We start from the raw sequence: 22847 nt of genomic DNA on the forward strand, positions 1-22847 counted from the left end.
CCGCGTTTTTCCGCGCGCTCAAAAACCCGCCCCCCCGCCTGGGCGGGGGGGGCCTTTTTGATGGGGGCGAGAATGCGGGGCTTGGAGAAGGACGCAGGCCACCGCTTCGGGTCAGCCCTGGCGGGCCTGCTCGGCGCGCTGTTTTGCAGCCACAGCCTCTTGCTGCTTCTGCTCCAACTGGACCTTCGCCAGTCGGGCCTGCCAGCGTTGCGTCGTACGATCACCGCCGCCTGCGGCCACTGCGGTAGTGGCCGAAAGGACGATTGTCAGGGCGGAAGCAAGGGCGATAACAGATTTCATAATCAAACTCCGGACAACAAACAAGGCAAAACGGAAAGGATTAGCGGGGGCCCGATCAACGCCGATTGGAGCACGCGCTGAATGCGCGAACGGCTGCGGACCCATGATCAATTCCGGTAAATAGGACCCACCCAACGCGAAATTCGTTCGCTAGCTAACTTGTTTGCCCGCGCCGGAAGCCGATCGAAACGCGCTGCCGCCCGGAGCCTAGAGCGGCGTGGACCGCCCGTCGGCCCACCTGCTGAAGCCAGTCTTTGCGAATGGAAAGATGGCATCGCCCCCAGATGAAACTCAGCCGCCAGCAAGCGCCGTGCCGAGCTGCGCCAGTTGCTCTCGCAGCCAGCGCAGGCCGGGTGCCAGTTCCTGCTGGCGGTGCCAGATCAGGCTCACCTGCACGGATGGTGTCTCCACCGGCAACGGCGCCACTTCCAGCGCGTAGATGGCCGCGAAGTGCTCCGCCAGCCGGCGCGGCACGGTGCCCAGCAGGTCGGACCTCGCCACGATGGGCGGGATCGCCAGGTAGTGGGGAACCTGAAGCCCCGCCCGGCGCTTGATCTTCGCCGAGCCCAGGACTATTTCCAGCGGCGAGCCACGGCCGGCACGCGGCAATATCAGCACATGCTGGCTGCCCAGGTAGCGCTCGCGAGTCAGCCCTCCCGCGAAAGCCGGGTGCCCGGCCCGGCCGATCACCGCCAGGTCCTCCTCCATCAAGGGCTGGTAGCAGAGATCGGGGTTGTCGAAGTAGAGGTAGTCGATGGCCAGGTCCAGCTCGCCGGTCGCCAGCCGTGTCACCAGGCTTTGCGCCTCGTCGTCCTGCACCTCCAGCACCACCCGCGGCGCTTCGTGCCTCAGCTGCTCCAGCAGCGCAGGCAGCAGCATGGCCTGTGCGTAGTCGTTCATCGACAACCGAAAGCAGTGCTCGGCCTCCGGGTCGAACACTTCCTGGGCACCCAGCCCGAGCTGCAGCAGGTTCAGCGCCTGGCGCACTGGGGCGTAGAGCATCTGGGCATGAGCGGTGGGTGACATGCCCCGAGCGGTACGCTTGAACAACGGCTCTCCCAGTTGGCTACGCAACCGCGCCAGGGCATTGCTCACGGCGGGTTGACTCATGTGCAGACGCGTGGCGGCCCGCGACAGGTTCTGCTCCTGCATCAGGGCATCGAACACCAACAGCAGGTTCAGGTCGATTCGGCGCAAATTCAGGCTCATGAATAATGCTCATTTCGACTATCCATTATCGGAATAAAGCATTCACCACTATGCTCCCCGGTATGTCAACAAGACTGCTGGAGCAGCCATGAGCCACGACACCCAGGCCTTTCGCGATCGCTATCGGACGGGCATCCATCCCCGCTACAACGTCTGGCTGCATGGCGGCTTCGTGCTGCTTTACGGCGCGGCCTGCCTGGCCTTCTTCATCGGTAGCCTGAGCGACGTTCAACCCTGGGAATGGCTGGTAGTGCCAGCCGCCCTGGTGTTCTTCAACTGGGGCGAGTACGCCATCCACAAAAACCTCGGCCACCACAAGACACGCGCCGGCTCGATGTTCTACAAGCGCCACACCGGTGATCACCATAGTTTCTTCATTGCTGGAAAGATGACCTGGGAATCCGCCCGGGATTGGCGGGTAATCCTCTTCCCCGCCTGGCTGATCGTCTTCTACAGCATCGGACTGTTCGCGGCCTGGTGGCTGCTGTCCTTCATCAACAGCAACGTCGCGGCCCTCTTTTCGGCCACATTGCTGGCCGGTTACCTGAGCTACGAGGCCTTCCACGCCTGCGAGCACTTGCCCGCCGACCACCCCATCTCGCGCCTGCCATGGATCCGCCACATGCGCCGGCTGCATGAACTGCACCACCGCCGCGACCTGATGCAGACCCACAACTTCAACCTGGTATTCCCGCTCATGGACTGGCTCAAGGGCAGCCTGTACTGGGAACCACTGGAACAGGAGAGCTCCATGACCCGAATGCAGCACGAAGTGGAAATCGCCCACGCCCCGGAATACGTCCTGGCCTACGCCAGCACCGCCACCCGCTGGCCGGAGTGGCACCCCTCCTCCCTGCGCGTGGACGGGCCGGTCGGGCCGCTGCCGGCGGGCAGCCATTTCGAAGAAGACATCCACGCCGGCGGGCGCGCGGGGCATCTGAGCTGGGATGTGACCGAGTACAACCCCGGCCGGCTCTGGCGCGCCACCGCCAAAGGCACCCATGGACTGGAACTGATGCTGACCTATGAATGCGAAAGCACCGGCAGCGGGACACGGTTTGTCCGCACCCTGGAGTACGGTTTCTCCGGGCTGGCCATGCAGATCGCGAACTGGCTGGTGATGCGCGGCAAGATCGACCGGGAATCGGCCGAATCCATGAAGCAGCTGAAGGAAATGGCCGAACGTGCCATCGAGGCGTCCCCGGCCCGCCAGCACGACCTGGTCTGAGTCGGAAACGCAGAAACGAAAACGCCGCTCGAATGAGCGGCGTTTTCGTTTAACTGGAGCGGGAAACGAGACTCGAACTCGCGACCCCGACCTTGGCAAGGTCGTGCTCTACCAACTGAGCTATTCCCGCGTACAACAGAAAGTGGCGTCCCCTAGGGGACTCGAACCCCTGTTACCGCCGTGAAAGGGCGGTGTCCTAGGCCACTAGACGAAGGGGACTGAAATTGGAGCGGGAAACGAGACTCGAACTCGCGACCCCGACCTTGGCAAGGTCGTGCTCTACCAACTGAGCTATTCCCGCATGCAACTTTTACAGCCTGCACCTTATGGTGCGCCCCTCAGCCCTTACGGGCTTGGGCAAGCAAGGCCGTGGCCCTGCTTCTTGAATCTGGAGCGGGAAACGAGACTCGAACTCGCGACCCCGACCTTGGCAAGGTCGTGCTCTACCAACTGAGCTATTCCCGCGTACAACTTTGAAAGTGGCGTCCCCTAGGGGACTCGAACCCCTGTTACCGCCGTGAAAGGGCGGTGTCCTAGGCCACTAGACGAAGGGGACGCGGCCCGGAGCTTACAACAGCTTTGACGCTTACTTCCGGCTTCGCTGCGTTGCCATGGGCATCGCGTCGAAGTGGCGCGCATTCTAGGGAGGCTTTGAACACCCGTCAACCCTCTATCAAAAACTTTTTAAAATCAAAGACTTCTGCTCAAAATTTGATCCACCTCTATGAGCACTGGAGTCAAGCCTCTACACTCAGCCGCACCCTAATAAGCACGCCGGAGCCCCGAAGATGTCGCCACTCGTGATCACCCTGTTGATCGTTGTCGGTATCGTCATCCTTATCGCCATTGGCTACGTGAATCACCTGGTGGAGAACAGCAAGCTGGAGAAGGCCCGCCTCAAGGCCGACCTCACCGACCGTATCCGCCGCTGCGCCGACCTTTCCGAAACCCTCCCCGGCCAGATGGTCTCCCCTGATCTCAAGCTGCTGCTGACTCGCCTGCAGTTGCAGCTCAGCGAACGCCTTCTTCAAGTGGACAAGGGCGACAGCGCCCTCAAGACACGTGTCGAGCAGCTTCGCGCGCTGGTCGGACAGGGCGAATCCATCCCGGTGAACAATCCGCCGCAAAAGATCCTCACCGAAGCCAAGGCCAAGGAAATCCGCTTCCAGCTGGAAAGCCTCCACGGCCAGATCACCCGTGCCGCCCAGGATGGCCAACTGCCCGCAAACGAAGCCAAGAGCCGGGTCCGGGATATCCGCGACATGCTCGTGCAACTGCACGTGGAGTTCTTCACCAACCTCGGGCTCCAGGCCCTGCAGGAAAACCAGCCACGCCAGGCCCGCCTGGCCTTTGAACGCGGCGTCCAGTACCTGCAGAAGCAACCTGACCCCGCCCGCCACCAGGATCGTCTGCAACAGATGAAGGCCCACCTCGCCCGGGCCAATGACCTTGTGCTGGAGAACACACAGCCCAGTGTCGACGAACCAAGCGAACTGACTGAAGGTCTGAAGTCACTGGATGACGACGACATCTGGAAGAAGAAGAACATCTACGACTGATCCGCTCAGACGAGGACCTCCCGATGAGCCTGACCCTCTATGGCGCCCCGCTCTCCCCTTTCGTGCGCAAGGTGCGTCTCTACCTGCTGGAAAAGGGCCTGGACTATCAACTGGAAATCGTTTCGCCCTTCAGCCAGCCGGCCTGGTTTCGCGAACTGAGCCCCCTGGGCCGCATCCCGGCCCTGCGTGACGGCGACATGTCCCTCGCCGACTCGAGCGTGATCTGCCAGTACCTGGAAGAAAAACATCCCGAGCTCACCCCGCTCTATGGCCGTGACGCCCAGGAAGGCGCGCGGGTGCGCTGGCTGGAGAAATATTCCGACTATGAATTGGCGCCCCTGGCTACCTTCGGCGTGTTCCGCAACCGCACCCTGAAGCCGTCCATGGGCCAAGCTTGTGACGAAGCCACGGTTCAGGCCGCACTGGTCGACAGGCTGCCGCCACACTTCGACTACCTGGAGAAGACCTTGGGCAACGCGGCGTACTTCGTCGGTGAGCGCCTGTCCATGGCCGACCTCGCCTTCGCCACCCAAATGATCAACATGGCACACGGCGGCGAGCGCCTGGATGCCGAACGCTGGCCGCGCCTGGCCGCGCACTATGAACGCATCGCCGCACGGGAGTCAGTACAGGCAGTATTGCCGGGAGAACAGAAGATCCTCGCCAAACTGGCAGGCAGGGCCTGAAAACCCCGAACCCAGCGAACACGAAAAAGCCCGGACACGTCCGGGCTTTCTCATTGCGGCGCGGTCAACAATCGGTCAGACGCAGGAAGATCGCCGCGAGCTGCTCGATACCGGCCTGGTCCTCTTCCTTGAAACGCGCCAGTTTTGGGCTGTCCAGGTCGAGCACACCAATCAGGTGACCATCCTTGACCAGAGGCACCACCAGCTCACTGTTGGAAGCGCTGTCGCAGGCGATATGGCCGGGGAATGCGTGCACATCCTCCACCCGCTGGGTTTCCAGGGTCCGCGCCGCCGCGCCGCACACGCCCCTGCCGAAGGGGATACGCACACAGGCCACCTTGCCCTGGAATGGACCGAGGACCAGCTCTTCATTGCGGTTGAGATAAAAACCCGCCCAGTTCAGGTCAGGCAACTCATTGAAGAGGAACGCGGCGAACTGCGAGCTGTTTGCGATGAAATCGCGCTCGTCAGCCAGCAGGGATTCCAGTTGGGCGGCCAGCATGGAATAGCCGGAAAGGCCGGCGCCGGCCTGTTGCAGATCGATCATTTGGAAGACTCCAGCAATGCGAGCCCGACCCAATGGCGGGCGAACTGGTAGGCGCAGCGGCCGTTGCGATTACCACGCCCCAAGGCCCAACGAATCGCCAGCTTTTCCAACTCCTCGGACCATTCCCAGTTCAGCGCGGCCGGTTCGGCCAGGACGCCGACCCAGTGGCGCACCACAGCGAGGAAATGATCCTGGGTGAAGGGATAGAAGGACAACCAAAGGCCGAATCGGTCGGACAGGGCGATCTTGTCCTCCACAGCTTCGTTAGGGTGCAGCTCACCATCGACCATCTGCCAGTGCTCGTTGTCGCTCTGCTTCTCGGGGACCAGATGCCGGCGATTGGAGGTCGCATAGAGCAGCACGTTGTCTGGAGCGCGTTCCAGGGAACCGTCCAGCACGCTCTTCAGCACGCGATAGTCGCCCTCACCTGCCTCGAAGGACAGGTCGTCGCAAAACAGCACGAAGCGCTGCGGCAGGCTGGCCAGGTGCTCCACCACGCGAGGCAGGTCGGCCAGGTGGTCGCGCTCGATCTCGATCAGGCGCAGCCCCGCACCAGCGTGCTCAGCCAGCAGCGCGCGAACCAGCGAGGACTTGCCAGTGCCACGGGCGCCCCAGAGCAGCGCATGGTTGGCCGGCAGGCCATCGACGAACTGACGGGTGTTGCCGGCCAGTTGCTCACGTTGCTTGTCGACGCCGATCAGATCCGCCAGGGACAGGTCCAGGCTCACGTCCAGAGGCTGCAGGTAGCCGCTGCGACCATCGCGATGCCAGCGCGCCGCCAGGCTTTTCTGCCAATCGATGACCGGACGAGGCGCCGGCAACAGGGGCTCGAGGCGGGCCAGCACCGCATCAGCGCGCTCGAGAAACTCAAACAGACGGGAATCCACGTTCAACTCCTTGCTCAGCCGCAGTCACCAGGCGCTGTCGGCAGACCGGATAGGCTATGCTTGGCAAGCCCTCGGAACAAGGCCAATTCCCGCGCCCCCATGGATATTCCGCTGACACAACGGCTGTCGTTCAAGCAGGCTAGCCTGACGGTGCTGGTGGCCTTTCTACTCGGCACCGTACTCAGCGCCATCCAGGTCGCCAGCGACTATCTCAACGAGAGCGAGACCATCGACCGGGAGATCAAGGCCCTTCTCGAAATCTCCCACAGCCCCGCCGCGCGTATCGCCTACAACATCGACGCCGAACTGGCCCAGGAACTCGTACTCGGCCTGCTGCGCTCGCCAGCGGTGATCCGCGCCGAGATCATCGACAACAACGGCGCCGTGCTGTCCAGCGTCAGCCGGCCGCGTGCAGAGAGCGATTTCCGCATCTTCAGCGATTACCTGTTCGGTGAACGGCGCGAGTTCGAAGACCCGCTCTATATCGTCCACGCTCCCAATGAGACCCTTGGCGTACTGCGCCTGGAGGTGGACACCTTCGCCTTCGGCAACCACTTCCTGCGTCGCGCCATGTTCACCCTGCTCAGCGGCTTCGTGCGCAGTCTGCTGCTCTCACTGATCCTCCTGGTGCTCTTCTACAGCATGCTGACCAAGCCGCTGGTTGAGCTGATCCGCGGCCTCAGCGAGCGCGATCCACGCGCCTCGCCGGATGCCAAGCTGCCCTGCCCGCCCGGCCATGAGCAGGACGAGATCGGCGTGCTGGTGGAAGTCATCAACCGCCAACTGGCCAGCCTGGCCACCGAGATGCAGCAACGCCGGGAAGCGGACCAGCGACTGAACCAGTACCTGGCCGAACTGGAGAACATCGTTTCAGCGCGCACCGCCGAGCTGAAGGCCGCCAATAGCCGCCTCAGCCGCTACAACCAGGAACTGGAGGTGGCGCGCGGCACCGCCCTGGAGATGGCAAAGGCCAGGGCCGCGTTCCTCGCCAACATGAGCCACGAGATCCGTACCCCTCTAAACGGCCTGCTGGGCATGCTCGACCTGGCCCTCGATGGCCCCCTGAACAACGAGCAACAGCGCCAGCTGCAGATCGCGCATGACTCGGGCAGCGTGCTCGTGGAATTGCTCAACGACATCCTCGACCTGTCCAAGTTCGAGGCAGGCCAACTGGAGCTGGAGCAGATCCCCTTCGACCTGGGCACCCTGCTGGAAGACACGGCCAACCTGCTCTCGCAGAACACCGCTCCCGGTGTCGAACTGACCTGCCTGATCGACCCGCAATTGCCATCGTTGGTGGTGGGCGACCCAACGCGAGTACGCCAAGTGATCAGCAACCTGCTTTCCAACGCGCTCAAGTTCACCCGCTTGGGCCGTGTCGACCTGCGCGCCGCACCAAGCCCCGGCGGCGTGCTGATCACGGTTCGTGACACCGGCATCGGCATCTCCGCCGAAGCCTTGCCCAAACTGTTCCAACCCTTCTCCCAGGGCAGTGCAGGCATCACCCGGCAATTTGGCGGCACCGGCCTCGGCCTGGCGCTCACCCGCCACCTCTGCGAAGCGATGCAGGGTGAGCTGGACGTCAAGTCCCAGGAAGGCCTCGGCAGCCTGTTCAGCGCCGAGCTACCGCTCGTGGAGCACAGCCCGCCGGAGCCGCGCGCGCAGTTGAAAGGCAAGGCCATTGCACTGTGCGGTGCCAAGAGCGGCCTGGCCGAAATGCTGGCCATCTGGCTCCCGCTCTGGGGCCTGGAATTCGAGCGGCGCGACCAGGACGCCGACCTCAGTGACGCTCGAGCGGACGTGCTGATCAGCGACAACCCGGATTGCCTGGAGAATGTGCGCCGTGCTGCCCAGGTGCCCATCCTGCTGGTGACGGGCTACGGCAGCTTTCTGCCTCCGCCGCGTGCAGCGACCCTGACGCCGTTGCATCAATTGGCCCGCCCACTTTCTCGTGCAGCCCTCCATCAGGCGCTGCAACGGGTGCTGCTGAAACTTCCCGAGGCCGCACCTGCTCCCGCGCCGGAAAGGACAGAGCCGCAGCAGCGACATGCGCGAGTGCTGCTCGTCGAAGACAACGCGGTGAACCAGCTGGTAGCCAAGGGCATGCTGACCAAGCTGGGCTGCGAGGTGCTGCTGGCGGGCCACGGCGCCGAGGCACTGAGCCGACTGGAGCAAACGGCCGTTGACCTGGTGCTGATGGACTGCAATATGCCAGTGATGGACGGGTACGAAGCCACCCGACGCATACGCCAGAGCGGGCGCTGGCCAGACCTGCCGATCATTGCCCTGACGGCGAATGCCCTACCGGACGAGCGCGAACGCTGCCGCGCCGCCGGCATGGACGATTACCTGGCCAAACCCTTCCGTCGCGAAGAACTGGTGACCCTTCTCGACACCTGGCTGCCGACTACTCAGGCAGCCCCATGAGCTGACCCAACAGCTCGCCAAGGCGCGCACGCAGCTCGGCCATTTCGTTGAGATCCAGACCACTGGCGCAAATCAGCTCATTGCGCAGCGGCACCACCTTGCTACGCAGAGCGGCACCTTCCTCCGTCAGTGCCAGGTGCACTTCGCGTTCGTCATGGGCGGCACGCTGACGGCGCACCAGGCCGAGCTGCTCCAGACGCTTCAGTAAAGGCGTGAGCGTGCCGGAGTCCAACAACAGGCGCTCGCCCAGGGCCTTGACCGTGGGCTGCTCTGGCGGCCGCGCGTGCCACTCCCAGAGCACCAGCATGGCCAAATACTGCGGGTAGGTCAGGCCAAGCGGCTCCAGCAGCGGTCGATAGCCGCGAATCACCGCGCGAGACGCTGCGTAGAGCTTGAAGCAGAGCTGATTGTCCAGCAGCAGCTCGGGCTCGATCATCGGTGCGGTCATTTCAGCAAGGCTTCGATCTCGGCGCTGATTTCTTCCGGCTTGGTGGTGGGCGCGAAACGTTTGACCTGCCGGCCGTCCTGGCTGATCAGGAACTTGGTGAAGTTCCACTTGATGCCCTGGCTACCCAGCAGGCCTGGCGCGCGCTGCTTCAGCTGCACGTAGAGCGGGTGGGCGCTGGCACCGTTCACATCGATCTTCTTGAACAGCGGGAAGCTGACGCCGAAGTTCAGTTCGCAGAACTCGCTGATCGCGCCCTCGTCACCCGGCTCCTGCTTGCCGAACTGGTTGCAGGGGAAGCCCAGCACCACCAACCCCTTGTCCTTGTATTGCTGCCAAAGACTCTCCAGCCCCTTGTACTGCGGAGTGAAGCCGCACTTGCTGGCCGTGTTGACCACTAGCAGGGCCTTGCCACCGAAGTCCGAAAGGGTTTTCTGCTCGCCTTTGATGGTGGTCACGGGGATATCGAGAATCTTGTCGCTCATGGTCAGGGCCTGTGTAGGGAAGAGAACAGCTAAAAAATAGCTCTCAATTAAATTGCGTGCAATTTAATTTTCTCATGAAAAGGCCCGCCTTCCGGCGAGCCCTCTCGAATAGCCCGGCTCAGCGTGGTTCGAGCTTCAGCGACAGCGAGTTGATGCAATAACGCAGGCCAGTGGGGCGCGGCCCATCGGGGAAGACATGCCCCAGGTGGGAATCGCAGCGGGCGCAGCGCACTTCGATACGGTGCATGCCGTGGCTGAAGTCCTCACGCTCGGCAATGACGCCCTCGCTCACCGGCTGGAAGTAGCTTGGCCAGCCACTGCCGGAGTCGTACTTGGCGTCGGAGTCGAACAGTGCTTCCCCACAGCAGGAACAGTGGTAGATGCCCGGCGTCTTCGTGGCGTAGTACTCGCCGGTGAAGGCACGCTCCGTGCCACCCAGGCGGCAGACGTGGAACTGGGCGTCGGAAAGCTCCTCGCGCCAGGTTTCAAGGGGTTTCTCAAGCTTGTCCATGGCAGACCTCGAAAGGGGTAAAAAAGCCCGGTCCCGACCTTTTCGGGCCATCGGGCCGCACGTATCATGCGCGATTCATCAGACGCCAGTCTGGCAGCGGCGTTACAGGCTGCCAAGGCGCATCGATCCCCGTCGCCCCGGCGCGACTTTTTTCACCTCGGGACAGTAACGCATCATGCAGGTCAGCAAATCGAACAAGCTCGCCAACGTCTGCTACGACATCCGCGGACCGGTGCTCAAGCACGCCAAACGCCTGGAAGAGGAAGGCCATCGCATCCTCAAGCTGAACATCGGCAACCCGGCGCCGTTCGGTTTTGAAGCCCCGGAGGAAATCCTCCTGGATGTGATCCGCAACCTGCCCACCGCCCAGGGCTACAGCGACTCCAAGGGCCTGTTCAGTGCCCGCAAGGCGGTGATGCAGTACTACCAGCAGAAGCAGGTGGAAGGCGTCGGCATCGAGGACATCTACCTCGGTAACGGCGTGTCCGAGCTGATCGTGATGTGCATGCAGGCGCTGTTGAACAATGGCGACGAAGTCCTGATCCCGGCACCGGACTACCCGCTCTGGACCGCCTCGGTGAGCCTGGCCGGCGGCAAGCCGGTGCACTACCTGTGCGACGAGCAGGCCAATTGGTGGCCAGACCTGGAAGACATCAAGGCCAAGATCACCCCGAATACCAAGGCCATGGTGATCATCAACCCGAACAACCCCACTGGCGCCGTGTACTCCAAGGAAGTCCTGGAAGGCATGGTGGAGCTGGCACGCCAGCACAACCTGGTGATCTTCTCCGACGAGATCTACGACAAGATCCTCTACGACGAGGCCGTTCACATCTCCACCGCCTCTCTCGCGCCGGACGTGCTCTGCCTGACCTTCAACGGTCTCTCCAAGTCCTACCGCGTGGCTGGCTTCCGCTCCGGCTGGGTGGCCATTTCCGGCCCCAAACAGAAGGCCCAGAGCTATATCGAAGGCATCGATATCCTGGCCAATATGCGCCTGTGCGCCAACGTACCAAGCCAGCATGCGATCCAGACCGCACTCGGCGGCTACCAGAGCATCAACGACCTGGTGCTGCCTAACGGCCGCCTGCTGGAGCAGCGCAACCGCGCCTGGGAACTGCTAAACGACATCCCCGGCGTCAGCTGCGTGAAACCCATGGGTGCGCTCTACGCCTTCCCGAAGATCGATCCGAAGGTCTGCCCGATCCACAACGACGAAAAATTCGTCCTCGACCTTCTGCTCTCCGAAAAACTGCTGATCGTCCAGGGCACCGCCTTCAACTGGCCATGGCCGGACCACTTCCGCGTGGTCACGCTGCCCCGCGTCGACGACCTTGAGCAGGCCATCGGCCGCATCGGCAACTTCCTCAAGTCGTATCGCCAATAGACGCCTATGGATCTGCAGATCGACGACTTCTACAAAGACTGCGCCAGCGGTCTGCTTCAGCTGTATCAGGTCTTTCCGCGGCGCGTGGCGCTGTATGTGGAGGATCTGATCGGCCCGTCGGAACCGGATGAGTTCGGCCTGCCCAGCAAGCGCCACGAAAGCTGCCTGGGCGCACTCCTCTGGCTCGCGGACGAGGGCTACCTGCGCTTCGACAGCACCATCCACTTCGAGGCGCTGGACCAGGCAGTCCTGACCGAAAAAGGCTTTCTCCGGCTGTCCCGCGCGGTACCCGCCGAGCTGGCCTACCCGGAATCCCTGCCTCCCAGCATCCTGCGGGTCCAGGCCAGTCTGGCGCAGCAATTGCGCGGCGCCCTTCGCAGCGCCGATAGCGAACGCCTCGTATGCCTGACTCGGCTAATCTTCGAAAGCAGAGCCGACGCCTCAGGCGACATAGTTTGAAATAGTCCCTGGTTGAATACGCCAGGGCCGCCCCTTATATACCCCGCATACCAAAACGCTTTCCGCCGTGAGGAGACTGTTCCAATCATGATGCGCATTCTGTTGTTCCTGGCCACAAACCTTGCAGTCCTGGTGATTGCCAGCATCACGCTGAAGCTGCTCGGGGTGGACCGCTTTACCGGCCAGAACTACGGCAGCCTGCTGGTCTACTGCGCCGTGTTCGGCTTCGCTGGCTCCCTGATTTCGCTGTTCATTTCCAAATGGATGGCGAAGATGAGCACCGGCACCGAAATCATCACCCAGCCGCGTACCCGCCATGAGCAGTGGCTGCTGCAGACCGTCGAGCAACTGTCCCGCGAAGCCGGCATCAAGATGCCTGAGGTCGGCATTTTCCCGGCTTACGAAGCCAACGCCTTTGCGACCGGCTGGAACAAGAACGACGCACTGGTAGCCGTAAGCCAGGGCCTGTTGGAACGCTTCTCCCCTGACGAAGTGAAGGCCGTACTGGCCCACGAGATCGGTCACGTGGCCAACGGCGACATGGTCACCCTGGCTCTGATCCAGGGCGTGGTGAACACCTTCGTGATGTTCTTCGCGCGCATCTTCGGCAACTTCGTCGACAAAGTGATCCTTAAGAATGAAGAAGGCCCGGGTATCGGCTACTTCATCGCGACGATCTTCGCCGAACTGGTCCTGGGCATCCTCGCCAGCATCATCGTCATGTGGTTCTCGCGCCGCCGCGAGTTCCGCGCTGATGAAGCCGGCGCCAACCTGGCCGGCACCAATGCCATGATCGGCGCCCTGCAGCGCCTGCGCGCCGAGCAAGGTGTGCCGGTGCAGATGCCCGACAGCCTGACTGCCTTTGGCATCAACGGCGGCCTGAAGCACGGCCTTGCCGGCCTGCTGATGAGCCACCCGCCGCTGGAAGACCGCATCGAGGCCCTGCGCCGCCGCGGCTGAGACGAATCACACTGACTTGGGCGGCCGACTGGCCGCCCTTTTTTTGCCTGCAAAAGGGTTATCGACGACGCAGGCGGAACACGGGTTCGTGCAAGCCATCCAGACCGCGTGAAGCGAACTTCCAGTTTTTCTCCAATACATCGCAACGCTCCAGCATTACCACTTCCCAGCCGCCTTCCAGGTGCTTACGTATTTCGGCTTCGGGCACCGAGAACGGCGGCCCTTCCAGGCGCGCTTGCTCATAATCCAGCGTGACCATCAGCCCCTCGCAGCAGGCCGGCAGGATGTTTTGCAGATGAGACACATAGCCAACACGCATGGCCGGCGGCAGTGCAATCAGTGCAGCACGATCGTAAAGCGCCTGGCACTGGGCAACATCACCAGGGGTGACGGCGAAGAAATCGCCCTGAAGAATCTCGATGGCACCCGCGCTGTAGCGGCGCAGCACGCCCTGTTGCGACACCTCGGGCAACAACCCCTGCTCGGCGAAGAAATCCTCCACCGCACGCTCGGCCAGTTCCACGCCCAGCACCCGATGGCCCTGCCCTGCCAACCAGACCAGATCCAGGGTCTTGCCACAGAGCGGCACCAGCACCTGGCACCCCTGCGGCAGCCCGAGGGACGGCCAGTAGCGTTCCAGATAAGAATTCACTTCGCGCTGGTGAAAGCCGATCTGGTTCTGCGCCCAGCGCGCCTGCCAGAATTGTTCGTCCATGAGTCCCCCATCAATTCGATCAAATAGCCCAAAAATTTATGCTGGAAGTCGATATATCCAGCCCGGATGATGCCGGAATCCTACCGGAGGAAATCCGAAATGCTACCCAGTCTTTACATCTCCCACGGCTCCCCCATGCTCGCCCTGGAACCCGGCGAAAGCGGCCCGGCGCTCAAGGCCCTGGCCGAAGCACTGCCGCGCCCCCAAGCGATCCTGGTAGTTTCCGCCCACTGGGAAAGCAGCCAGTTACTGCTTAGCGGTAATGCGCACCCGGAAACCTGGCACGACTTCCATGGGTTCCCGCCGCCACTCTACGCCGTGCAATACCCAGCGCCTGGCGCGCCCGAACTGGCGGAGAAAATCGCCGGCCTACTGACCGAGGCCGGCCTTCCCGCAGGCATCGACCCGGAACGCCCTTTTGATCACGGTACCTGGGTACCACTGTCGTTGATGTATCCGCAGGCCGATATACCCGTGATTCAATTGTCACTTCCCAGTCGACTCGGCCCGGCCTTCCAGACTCGCGTCGGCCAAGCTCTGGCCGGTCTTCGCCAACGGGGCATCCTGCTGATCGGTTCCGGCAGCATCACCCACAACCTAGGCGAACTGGACTGGCGCGCCGGTCCAGAAGTCGTCACGCCCTGGGCCAAGGAATTTCGCGACTGGATGGTGGAGCGCCTTGAGGCCAACGACGAAGCCGCTCTCCACGACTACCGCCGCCAGGCCCCCCATGCTGCGCGCAATCATCCACGGGACGAACACCTGCTACCGCTCTATTTCGCCCGAGGCGCCGGCGAACATTTCAGCCAGGTGCACAGAGGATTCACCCTGGGAGCGCTGGGGATGGATATCTACCGCTTCGACTGATTGGCGATACTCCTCCAAGCCATCGATGCCTTAACGACGAGCACAAAAAAGCCCCGCAATGCGGGGCTTTTTCATTTACCGGGTGTATCAGTCTTCGCGATAGCGACGCAGTTTCAGCTGCTTACCCGCCACACGAGTGTCCTTCAGCTTGCCCAGCAGACGCTCGAGACCTTCTTCCGGCAGCTCGATCAGACTGAAGGTTTCGCGGATCTGGATGCGACCGATGGCCTCTCGAGCGATACCGCCCTCATTGAGGATGGCACCCAGCAGGTTCTTGGCGGCAATGCCGTCGCGGGTACCCAGCGCGGTGCGGCAGCGTACGCGGCCTTCAGCCAGCGGCATGGGCGCACGGCGCTCGCGGTATTCACCACGCTCACCACGCTCGCCACCTTCACGCTCACGACGCTCGCGGGGCTGGGCGCTCGGCACCAGCGGCTGCTCGCGTTCTACGTCGGCCAGGTTCAGCGCCTGGCCATTGGTGGCCCGCTGCAGCAGTGCGGCAGCCAGGGCACGCGGAGTGCAACCGATGTCGGTAACCAAGCGGTCCAGCAGATCGCCGTACTTGGCATCGGCGTCGGCTACCAGCGGGCTGAGGCTGTTAGTCAGCTTCTTGATGCGTGCGTCCAGCACTTGCTGGCCGTTGGGCAGGCGCACCTCAGCCACCTTCTGACCGGTCACACGCTCGATCACCTGCAACATGCGGCGCTCGCGCGGGGTAACCAACAGCAGCGCGCGGCCATCGCGGCCGGCACGACCGGTACGACCGATGCGGTGTACATAGGATTCCGGATCGTACGGCATGTCCACGTTGAAGACGTGGGTGATGCGCGGCACGTCGATACCACGGGCGGCCACGTCGGTGGCGACCACGATGTCCAGACGGCCATCCTTCAGGGACTCGATGACGCGCTCGCGCTGGTTCTGGGCGATGTCGCCATTCAGTGCTGCAGCCTTGTAGCCTTTGGCCTCCAGCGCGCTGGCCAGATCCAGGGTGGCCTGCTTGGTACGCACGAAAGCGATCAGCGCGTCGAATTCCTCGACTTCCAGCAGACGCAGTACAGCAGCAGTCTTCTGGTCGGCATGGACCATCAGGTGGGCCTGCTCGATGCGCGCGACGGTCTGGGTCTTGGCGGCGATCTTGACGTGCTGAGGGTTCCTCAGATGACGCTCGGCGATCGAACGGATCGACGGCGGCAAGGTCGCGGAGAACAGCACGCTCTGACGGCTTTCCGGGAGTGCTTCGAAGATCACTTCGAGGTCATCCATGAAGCCGAGCTTGAGCATCTCGTCCGCTTCGTCGAGCACCAGCTGCTGCACGGTAGCGAGCACTTTGTCGTCGCGACGCAGGTGGTCGCACAGACGGCCGGGGGTAGCCACGATCACCTGGGCGCCCTGGCGCAGGGCCTTGAGCTGCGGACCCATAGGCGCGCCACCGTAGACGGCGACCACGTTCAGGCCGGGCATCTGCTTGGCGTAGGTTTCAAAAGCGGTGGCGACTTGCAGTGCGAGCTCGCGGGTCGGTGCCAGGATCAGCGCCTGCGGCTCTCGTTTGGCCGGATCGATGCGCGACAGGATCGGCAGCGCGAAGGCTGCAGTCTTGCCGGTACCGGTCTGGGCCTGGCCAATCATGTCGTGACCGGCGAGGATCACCGGAATCGATTGGGCCTGGATGGGGGACGGCTCTTCATAGCCAACCGCAGTAATTGCGGCCAGTACATTGGGATGAATGCCGAGCGCGGCGAAAGTGCCGAGTTCCTGGGTCATGGGTCTGCCTCGTGTGCATCCGCAAAGACCCTTGTTCCATGGCTGCACATGCCGTGAAGGACCTTGTGGGTCACCCTGGCAGCCTGGTAGAGAATTTGCGTGATCGCTTTATTGGGAATGGATGAAACGTCAAGGGTAGTCCGCACGGCGGACTTGCAGCCGAAGGCAAAGCGCCTCGGGAAAAACGCAGTACTTGATCGGGGCCGTCAGTTGGCCGGCGCGCATCATACAGGAAATTTCTGGCACGCGTGCAGCTTTTTCGGCGCTGACATGTCCTCCCCGCCAGACGGCCGCAAGCTTATGGACAAGCCTGCAGCGCGGGTCTATATCCCAGGTGCCTACCCGCCATTCCCACGAAGGAAAGCCATCCATGTCCACCAGCTCCGCCGGCTGCGTCAGCCGTGAAAAGCACGGCCATATCATGCTGATCGGCCTTGATCGAACGTCCAAACGCAATGCCTTCGACCAGGCGATGCTGGACGACCTGGTGCTGGCCCTGGGCGAGTACGAACGGGACGACAATGTGCGCTGCGCGCTGATCTTCGCCCACGGCGAAAATTTCACCGCCGGGCTGGACCTGGCCAGTGTCGGTGACACCTTCAGGCAAGGCTGGCAACTACCGACGGGTGCCATCGACCCCTGGGGCACCTTCGGCGGCCCACGCCTGACCAAGCCGTTGATGGTCGCGGTGCAAGGCTACTGCTACACCATCGGCATCGAACTGATGCTGGCGGCCGACATCAATCTCTGCGCCAGCAACACCCGGTTCGCCCAGATGGAAGTGCAGCGGGGCATTTTCCCCTTTGCCGGGGCCACCCTCCGCTTGCACCAGATAGCCGGCTGGGGCAATGCCATGCGCTGGCTACTCACCGGAGACGAGTTCGATGCGCACGAGGCGTATCGCCTGGGCCTGGTCCAGGAGGTTCTGGCCAGTGAGGACTTACTGCCACGGGCCATCTGGCTGGCAGAACGGGTAGCCGCCCAGGCGCCCCTGGGGATCAGGGCCACCCTGGCTTCGGCCCACCAGACGCTGGATGAAGGAGAAAAGGCCGCAGCCGCCGCGCTCTCTGCCATGGCACAGCAGCTACTGAACACCGAGGATGCAAAGGAAGGTCTGCGGGCGATGCTGGAAAGGCGGGATGGGCACTTCAAGGGGAAATAGCCGGTTCCGCTGGAAGGGCGCGCTCATTCACCCCTACAGCGGTGTCACCTCGCCCACGCGAGCGCTCAACTCGCCGGCCGCACCACGTCCAGCAGCGACTGCAGCGAATAGCCCAGGCTCGGCGCCAGGGCATCAGCCTTGGCTTTGAGCGCCTCACGGTCCAGCGCCTGATCCAGGTCGGCAGGCACGAAGAGCACCACGTTGCCCTCCTTCACCGGGCACTCCCAGTAATGACGATGGAAGAGTCCGCGCAGCAGGGCTGCGCCAAGCGGCTTGCCGTCTTCCGCGGCCCACTGGTTGATCACCAGCCAGCCTCCGGGGCTAAGGCGTTTCTGGCAGGCCCCCAGGAAATTCCAGGCCAGGTGACCAACGCCTGGCCCCTGGTCGGTGTAGAGGTCGACGAAGATCAGGTCGGCAGGCTCAGTGCTACCCAGCAGCTCCAGCGCATCGCCGATGCGTACGTAGAGACGCGGGTCATCGGTCAGCCCCAGGTACTCCATCGCCAGGCGCGGTACGTCCGGACGCAGCTCGATCACTTCCACATCTTCCAACGGCAGGAACTTCAGGCAGGCCTGGGTCAAGGTGCCGGCACCCAGGCCGAGGAACAGGGCATTCTCCGGCGCCGGATGGCATAACGCCCCGAGCAGCATGGCACGGGTGTAGTCGTACTCCAGCCAGGCGGGATCAGCCGTAAAGACGCAGCTCTGCTCGACCGCCTCACCAAATTCGAGGATGCGGTAGGGGCCGACCTCGTAAACGCGGATCACGCCAAAATCATCATGCACTTCCGCGAGCAGGCGCTCCTCGGACATCAAGTCATCACTCCTTCAAGGCCGGTGCTGACAATTCGCACCAACCCAGCGCTACACCGGCGCCTATTGCCATTGAAGCCGGAGCCCGTGCTCCCGGCATAATCCAGACCGCGCGCCCCAAGGGGCGAAAACCGCACAAGAATAACAGCGCAGAGGTCGAACCCAGCATGTACGCCATCATCGGCGCCGGCCCCATGGGCCTGTGCAGCGCCCGCCAGTTGCAGAAGTACGGTATTCCCTTCGTCGGCTTCGAGCTGCACGACAATGTGGGCGGACTCTGGGACATCGACAATCCCCACAGCACCATGTACGACTCGGCGCACCTGATCTCCTCCAAGCACACCACCGAGTTCAGCGAGTTCCCAATGGCCAGCGAGGTGGCGCCCTATCCGCACCATAGCGAGATGCGCCGCTACTTCCGCGACTATGCCCGGCAATTTGGTCTCGACTCGCACTACCAGTTCAACACCCGCGTAGTGAGCCTGGAGCGCCAGGCCAAGGGCTGGAAGCTGACCAGCGAGCAGAACGGCCAGACCCGCGAATGGCAGTTCGACGGTGTACTCATCGCCAACGGCACCTTGCACAAACCCAATCGTCCGACCCTGCCCGGCCAGTTCGACGGCGAACTGCTGCATTCGGCGGACTACCGCTCCCCGGCAATCTTCGAAGGCAAGCGCGTCCTGCTGGTGGGCTGCGGCAACTCGGCATGCGACATCGCCGTCGACGCCGTGCACCGCGCCCGCTCGGTGGACCTCTCGGTACGCCGCGGCTACTACTTCCTGCCCAAGTTCCTGCTGGGCCGCCCCATCGACACCTTCGGCGGCGCCATCCGCCTGCCGCGCCCGCTCAAACAGCGCCTGGATGCCGCACTGGTGCGCGCACTGATCGGCAAACCCTCCGACTACGGCCTGCCGGACCCGGATTACAAGCTGTACGAATCCCATCCGGTGGTGAACTCCCTGGTCCTGCATCACCTCGGCCATGGCGATATCAAGCCGCGCCCGGACATCACCGGCGTAGACGGTCGCAGCGTGACCTTCAGCGACGGGCACCAGGCCGAGTACGACCTGATCCTGCAGGCCACCGGCTACAAGCTGGACTACCCCTTCATCGAACGCAGCGAGCTGAACTGGCCGGAGCGAGCCGGCGCCCCGCAGCTTTACCTGAACATCTTCCATCCCGAGTACGACGACCTCTTCATGATGGGCATGGTCGAAGCCTCGGGCCTGGGTTGGCAGGGCCGCGCCGAACAGGCTGAACTGGTCGCCCTGTACATTCGCCAGCACCAGGCCGGAAGCCCGGCGGCCCGATCCTTCCAGCAACTCAAGCGCGAACGCGCCGCCCTGCGTCTGGACGGCGGCTACCAGTACCTGGAGCTCGAACGCATGGCCTACTACGTACACAAGGACAGCTACCGCGCGACCGTTGCCCGGCACAGCGCCGAGCTGCGCAAGGAGCTGGCCGCCGGTGGCGAAGTCATGACTGCCCACGGTATGGCCTGACGCGGAGACAGATGATGGCAGTGGTCCTGATCACCGGCGCCGCCAGCGGCCTCGGCTGGGAGCTGGCGCGCGCCAGCCACGCACGCGGCAACGCCCTGCTGCTGACCGACCTGGACGCCAGCGGCCTGGCCGAACGGGTCGCCGAACTGGGCGAAGAGCGAGTCCTCGGCATAGCGGGCGATATCACGGACGGTGACATCCATACGCAACTTGTCGATGCGTGCCGCCAGCGCTTCGGCCGCCTCGACCTGTTGATCAACAACGCTGGAATCACCCACCGCTCACCCACCCTACGCACCGAGCCGCAAGTGCTGCGCCGGGTGATGGCGGTGGATTACCACGCGCCGCTGGAACTGACCCTGGCCACCCTGCCACTGCTGCGCGAAAGCCGTGGCCAGGTGGTTGCCATCGGCTCGATGGCGGGCTGGATGCCGGTGCTCGGACGCGCAGGTTACTGCGCCGCCAAGAGCGCCCTGACCCAGGCCTTCGAAGTGCTGCGCGCGGAAATCGCTCGTGACGGCGTGGGCCTGCTGATGGTCTATCCGAGCTTTCTCGATACCCCCATCGAGCGCAACGCCCTCGGCGGTGACGGACGCCCGGCACAACACGCGCGCTCGACCATCGGCAAGGTACGCCGCGCCGACTGGATGGCTGGCGAAATCCTCAAGGCCGTCGACCGCCGCGGCCAGAGACTGTTCCCTGATCGCGGCAGCTGGCTCGCCAGCCTGTTGTGGCGATTGGCACCGGCCTTCTACCACCGGCAGATGAGCCGACGCTTCGCCGGGGATCTGGGGTGATGGAAACCGCCTGGCTGGCATTGGGTGGGTTCATTCTCCTGGCCTACACGCTGGAAGCCGTCACCGGCTTCGGCAGCACCATTGTCGCCCTGTCGCTGGGCGCCCTGCTGCTGCCGATTCATGATCTGCTGCCGGTGCTGGTACCGCTGAACATTCTCATGAACGGCTTTCTCGCATGGCGCCATCGACACCTGGTGCAGTGGCGCCTGCTGCTGGTGACCGTCCTGCCCGGCATGCTTATCGGCACGCTGGTCGGCTATGGCCTGCGGCCCTGGCTGGAGGACGGCGCGATGAAACTGGGTTTTGGCGTGCTGATCCTCTGGTTCGCCCTGCGCGAACTGCTGCGCAGCCGCGCACGGGGCCATTCACCGGCCTGGATGACACGGCTGCAAACTGGCGCTGCGGGCATCAGCCATGGCCTGTTCGCCTCGGGCGGGCCGCTACTGGTGCATGCCCTGGCCGGTACCGAGCTGGACAAAGCGCGGCTGCGCGCCACGCTGCTGTGCGTCTGGTTCGGCCTGAACAGCCTGCTCACCCTGGCGTTCCTGCTGGACGGCAGCCTGGCGGCGGCGCTGCCACGCGTCGCAACCTATGCGCCACTGCTCGTCCTGGGTGTGGTGGCCGGGGAGTATCTGCACAAACGCCTGGCCGAAAAGCATTTCCGCACTGCCATCCACCTGCTGCTCTGCCTCTGCGGCGCTCTGCTCTGCTACCGCGCCTAGCGCTGCCTTCGGGCCTTTCGGTTACCATGGCTCATCTACCGCAAGCAGCCGTATCGAGACCCTGATGAGCAGCCAAGAATGGAGCCCTGAAAGCTGGAGGGACAAACCCATCCAGCAACAGCCCGAGTACCCGGACGCGACCAAGCTGGCGCATGTCGAGCAGACGCTGGCGAGCTACCCGCCGCTGGTGTTCGCTGGCGAAGCGCGCGAGCTGCGCCGGCAGTTCGCCGAGGTCACCGAAGGCCGTGCCTTCCTGCTCCAGGGCGGCGATTGTGCGGAAAGTTTCGCCGAGTTCTCTGCCGCGAAGATCCGCGACACCTTCAAGGTGCTGCTGCAAATGGCCATCGTCATGACCTTCGCCGCCGGATGCCCGGTGGTGAAGGTGGGCCGCATGGCTGGCCAGTTCGCCAAGCCGCGCTCCTCCGGTAATGAAACCCAGGGCGACATCACCCTGCCCGCCTACAGGGGCGATATCGTCAACGGCATCGGCTTCGACGCCGCCAGCCGCATACCGGACCCGGAACGCCTGCTGCAGGCCTATCACCAGGCCACCGCCACCCTCAACCTGCTGCGCGCCTTCGCCCAGGGCGGTTTCGCCGACGTGCACCAGGTGCATCAGTGGAACCTCGACTTCATCGCCAACTCGGCACTGACCGAAAAGTACAGCCAACTCGCTGGTCGCATCGACGAGTCCCTGGCGTTCATGCGTGCCTGCGGCCTGGACAGCGCGCCGCAACTTCGTGAAGCCAGCTTCTTCACCGCCCACGAAGCCCTGCTGCTGAACTACGAGCAAGCCTTTGTGCGCCGCGACAGCCTCACCGGCAGCTGGTACGACTGCTCCGCGCACATGCTTTGGATCGGCGACCGCACCCGCCAGCTGGATGGGGCCCATGTGGAGTTCCTGCGTGGCGTCGGCAACCCCATCGGGGTCAAGGTCGGACCGAGCATGGACAGCGAAGAGCTGATCCGCCTGGTCGAAATCCTCAACCCGGACAACGACCCCGGCCGCCTCAACCTGATCGTGCGCATGGGCGCCGAAAAGGTCGGCGAGCACCTGCCGCGCCTGATCCGCACCATCGAACGTGAAGGCCGCAAAGTGCTGTGGAGCTCCGACCCCATGCACGGCAACACCATCAAGGCCTCCAGCGGCTACAAGACCCGCGACTTCGCCAGCATTCTCGGCGAAGTGAAGCAGTTCTTCGATGTGCACCAGGCCGAAGGCAGCCACGCCGGCGGCATCCACATCGAAATGACTGGGCAGAACGTCACGGAATGCATCGGCGGTGCTCGCCCCATTACCGAAGACGGCCTTTCCGACCGCTACCACACCCACTGCGACCCGCGCCTGAACGCGGACCAGTCCCTGGAACTGGCCTTCCTCATCGCCGAGACGCTGAAGCAGATACGCCGCTAGGA

The 22847-nt window shown here is 63.4% G+C and carries 23 protein-coding genes and 5 tRNA genes; 13 read left to right on the forward strand and 15 right to left on the reverse strand.

The genetic code is table 11. From position 1 onward, the window contains the following. Positions 1–111: 111 nt before the first annotated feature. Both AAHM40_RS09640 and bsrA read right to left on the reverse strand, forming a co-directional pair. Positions 112–300 carry a hypothetical protein gene (locus AAHM40_RS09640; RefSeq protein WP_342244431.1) on the reverse strand — a complete coding sequence of 63 codons (189 nt, stop codon included), beginning with the start codon at positions 298–300 and terminating at the stop codon, positions 112–114. Positions 301–591: 291 nt separating this feature from the next. Next, positions 592–1509: a LysR family transcriptional regulator BsrA gene (gene bsrA, locus AAHM40_RS09645; RefSeq protein WP_342244432.1), complete on the reverse strand. Its 918-nt coding sequence runs from the start codon at positions 1507–1509 to the stop codon at positions 592–594. Between the two features lie 88 nt (positions 1510–1597). On the opposite strand from bsrA, the gene AAHM40_RS09650 reads away from it, so the two are divergent. Further along, the gene (locus AAHM40_RS09650; RefSeq protein ID WP_342244433.1) at positions 1598–2737 is read left to right on the forward strand and encodes an SRPBCC family protein; all 1140 of its coding nucleotides are present in this window, start codon (positions 1598–1600) and stop codon (positions 2735–2737) included. 54 nt (positions 2738–2791) lie between these two features. Here AAHM40_RS09650 and AAHM40_RS09655 read toward each other — a convergent pair. From AAHM40_RS09655 to AAHM40_RS09675, 5 genes are all read right to left on the reverse strand, one after another. Beyond that, positions 2792–2867: transfer RNA gene (locus tag AAHM40_RS09655), tRNA-Gly, on the reverse strand. A 13-nt stretch (positions 2868–2880) separates the two neighbouring features. Further along, positions 2881–2956, reverse strand: a tRNA-Glu gene (locus AAHM40_RS09660). A 6-nt stretch (positions 2957–2962) separates the two neighbouring features. Continuing rightward, positions 2963–3038, reverse strand: a tRNA-Gly gene (locus AAHM40_RS09665). A gap of 88 nt (positions 3039–3126) precedes the next feature. Beyond that, a tRNA-Gly gene (locus AAHM40_RS09670) sits at positions 3127–3202 on the reverse strand. A gap of 15 nt (positions 3203–3217) precedes the next feature. Further along, positions 3218–3293: transfer RNA gene (locus AAHM40_RS09675), tRNA-Glu, on the reverse strand. A 232-nt stretch (positions 3294–3525) separates the two neighbouring features. On the opposite strand from AAHM40_RS09675, the gene AAHM40_RS09680 reads away from it, so the two are divergent. Together AAHM40_RS09680 and AAHM40_RS09685 are read left to right on the forward strand one after the other, a co-directional pair. Continuing rightward, positions 3526–4296 (forward strand): hypothetical protein, encoded by a 771-nt coding sequence (locus AAHM40_RS09680; protein ID WP_342244434.1) that lies wholly within the window; start codon positions 3526–3528, stop codon positions 4294–4296. A gap of 23 nt (positions 4297–4319) precedes the next feature. Further along, positions 4320–4982, forward strand: a complete 663-nt coding sequence (locus AAHM40_RS09685) for a glutathione S-transferase family protein (RefSeq protein ID WP_342244435.1) — start codon at positions 4320–4322, stop codon at positions 4980–4982. A gap of 64 nt (positions 4983–5046) precedes the next feature. On the opposite strand, the gene AAHM40_RS09690 is transcribed toward AAHM40_RS09685, so the two are convergent. Together AAHM40_RS09690 and AAHM40_RS09695 are read right to left on the reverse strand one after the other, a co-directional pair. Next, a complete protein-coding gene (locus AAHM40_RS09690) occupies positions 5047–5529 on the reverse strand; it encodes a GAF domain-containing protein (protein WP_342244436.1) in 483 nt (160 codons plus the stop codon). Next, on the reverse strand, positions 5526–6416 hold the full coding sequence (locus AAHM40_RS09695; RefSeq protein ID WP_342244437.1) for an ATP-binding protein: 891 nt from the start codon (positions 6414–6416) through the stop codon (positions 5526–5528). The genes AAHM40_RS09690 and AAHM40_RS09695 overlap by 4 nt, the downstream gene beginning before the upstream one ends. 99 nt (positions 6417–6515) lie before the next feature. Between AAHM40_RS09695 and AAHM40_RS09700 the strand changes: the two genes are divergently transcribed. Beyond that, positions 6516–8843, forward strand: a complete 2328-nt coding sequence (locus AAHM40_RS09700; protein WP_342244438.1) for a hybrid sensor histidine kinase/response regulator — start codon at positions 6516–6518, stop codon at positions 8841–8843. Here the strand turns inward: AAHM40_RS09700 and AAHM40_RS09705 are convergent. The 3 genes from AAHM40_RS09705 to msrB form a co-directional block, all read right to left on the reverse strand. After that, positions 8824–9291 (reverse strand): MarR family winged helix-turn-helix transcriptional regulator, encoded by a 468-nt coding sequence (locus AAHM40_RS09705; RefSeq protein WP_342244439.1) that lies wholly within the window; start codon positions 9289–9291, stop codon positions 8824–8826. The two genes, AAHM40_RS09700 and AAHM40_RS09705, sit on opposite strands and share 20 nt — an antisense overlap. Next, the gene (locus AAHM40_RS09710) at positions 9288–9773 is read right to left on the reverse strand and encodes a glutathione peroxidase (RefSeq protein ID WP_342244440.1); all 486 of its coding nucleotides are present in this window, start codon (positions 9771–9773) and stop codon (positions 9288–9290) included. Before AAHM40_RS09710 ends, AAHM40_RS09705 begins: the two co-directional genes overlap by 4 nt. Before the next feature lie 118 nt (positions 9774–9891). Then, the gene (gene msrB, locus AAHM40_RS09715; protein WP_028627276.1) at positions 9892–10284 is read right to left on the reverse strand and encodes a peptide-methionine (R)-S-oxide reductase MsrB; all 393 of its coding nucleotides are present in this window, start codon (positions 10282–10284) and stop codon (positions 9892–9894) included. Between the two features lie 175 nt (positions 10285–10459). Between msrB and AAHM40_RS09720 the strand changes: the two genes are divergently transcribed. From AAHM40_RS09720 to htpX, 3 genes are all read left to right on the forward strand, one after another. Then, positions 10460–11671 carry a pyridoxal phosphate-dependent aminotransferase gene (locus AAHM40_RS09720; protein ID WP_342244441.1) on the forward strand — a complete coding sequence of 404 codons (1212 nt, stop codon included), beginning with the start codon at positions 10460–10462 and terminating at the stop codon, positions 11669–11671. A 6-nt stretch (positions 11672–11677) separates the two neighbouring features. Further along, positions 11678–12130 carry a hypothetical protein gene (locus AAHM40_RS09725; RefSeq protein ID WP_342244442.1) on the forward strand — a complete coding sequence of 151 codons (453 nt, stop codon included), beginning with the start codon at positions 11678–11680 and terminating at the stop codon, positions 12128–12130. 87 nt (positions 12131–12217) lie between these two features. Beyond that, complete coding sequence (gene htpX / locus AAHM40_RS09730) at positions 12218–13090, forward strand: protease HtpX (RefSeq protein WP_342244443.1); 873 nt, start codon at positions 12218–12220, stop codon at positions 13088–13090. Positions 13091–13148: 58 nt separating this feature from the next. Here the strand turns inward: htpX and AAHM40_RS09735 are convergent, their stop codons facing one another. Next, positions 13149–13805: a thiopurine S-methyltransferase gene (locus AAHM40_RS09735; protein WP_342244444.1), complete on the reverse strand. Its 657-nt coding sequence runs from the start codon at positions 13803–13805 to the stop codon at positions 13149–13151. Between the two features lie 99 nt (positions 13806–13904). Here AAHM40_RS09735 and AAHM40_RS09740 point away from each other — a divergent pair, with 99 nt between their 5' ends. Beyond that, on the forward strand, positions 13905–14672 hold the full coding sequence (locus AAHM40_RS09740) for a DODA-type extradiol aromatic ring-opening family dioxygenase (protein WP_342244445.1): 768 nt from the start codon (positions 13905–13907) through the stop codon (positions 14670–14672). Positions 14673–14759: 87 nt separating this feature from the next. Here the strand turns inward: AAHM40_RS09740 and AAHM40_RS09745 are convergent, their stop codons facing one another. Beyond that, complete coding sequence (locus tag AAHM40_RS09745; protein WP_342244446.1) at positions 14760–16436, reverse strand: DEAD/DEAH box helicase; 1677 nt, start codon at positions 16434–16436, stop codon at positions 14760–14762. Between the two features lie 370 nt (positions 16437–16806). Between AAHM40_RS09745 and AAHM40_RS09750 the strand changes: the two genes are divergently transcribed. Continuing rightward, entirely contained in the window at positions 16807–17598 is a 792-nt protein-coding gene (locus AAHM40_RS09750) for a crotonase/enoyl-CoA hydratase family protein (protein WP_342244447.1), read from the forward strand. Between the two features lie 65 nt (positions 17599–17663). Here the strand turns inward: AAHM40_RS09750 and AAHM40_RS09755 are convergent, their stop codons facing one another. Beyond that, positions 17664–18410, reverse strand: coding sequence for a spermidine synthase (locus AAHM40_RS09755; protein WP_342244448.1), 747 nt, complete (start codon positions 18408–18410; stop codon positions 17664–17666). Positions 18411–18577: 167 nt separating this feature from the next. Here AAHM40_RS09755 and AAHM40_RS09760 point away from each other — a divergent pair, with 167 nt between their 5' ends. The 4 genes from AAHM40_RS09760 to AAHM40_RS09775 all read left to right on the forward strand — a co-directional run bounded on the left by AAHM40_RS09760 (position 18578) and on the right by AAHM40_RS09775 (position 22845). After that, entirely contained in the window at positions 18578–19912 is a 1335-nt protein-coding gene (locus tag AAHM40_RS09760; protein WP_342244449.1) for a flavin-containing monooxygenase, read from the forward strand. A 14-nt stretch (positions 19913–19926) separates the two neighbouring features. Beyond that, positions 19927–20709 (forward strand): SDR family NAD(P)-dependent oxidoreductase, encoded by a 783-nt coding sequence (locus tag AAHM40_RS09765; RefSeq protein ID WP_342244532.1) that lies wholly within the window; start codon positions 19927–19929, stop codon positions 20707–20709. Next, on the forward strand, positions 20709–21431 hold the full coding sequence (locus AAHM40_RS09770; protein ID WP_342244450.1) for a sulfite exporter TauE/SafE family protein: 723 nt from the start codon (positions 20709–20711) through the stop codon (positions 21429–21431). The genes AAHM40_RS09765 and AAHM40_RS09770 overlap by 1 nt, the downstream gene beginning before the upstream one ends. Before the next feature lie 64 nt (positions 21432–21495). Then, complete coding sequence (locus AAHM40_RS09775) at positions 21496–22845, forward strand: class II 3-deoxy-7-phosphoheptulonate synthase (protein ID WP_342244451.1); 1350 nt, start codon at positions 21496–21498, stop codon at positions 22843–22845. Positions 22846–22847: the final 2 nt, after the last annotated feature.

The organism is Pseudomonas sp. OTU5201 (assembly GCF_038440135.1).
GTDB lineage: Bacteria > Pseudomonadota > Gammaproteobacteria > Pseudomonadales > Pseudomonadaceae > Metapseudomonas > Metapseudomonas resinovorans.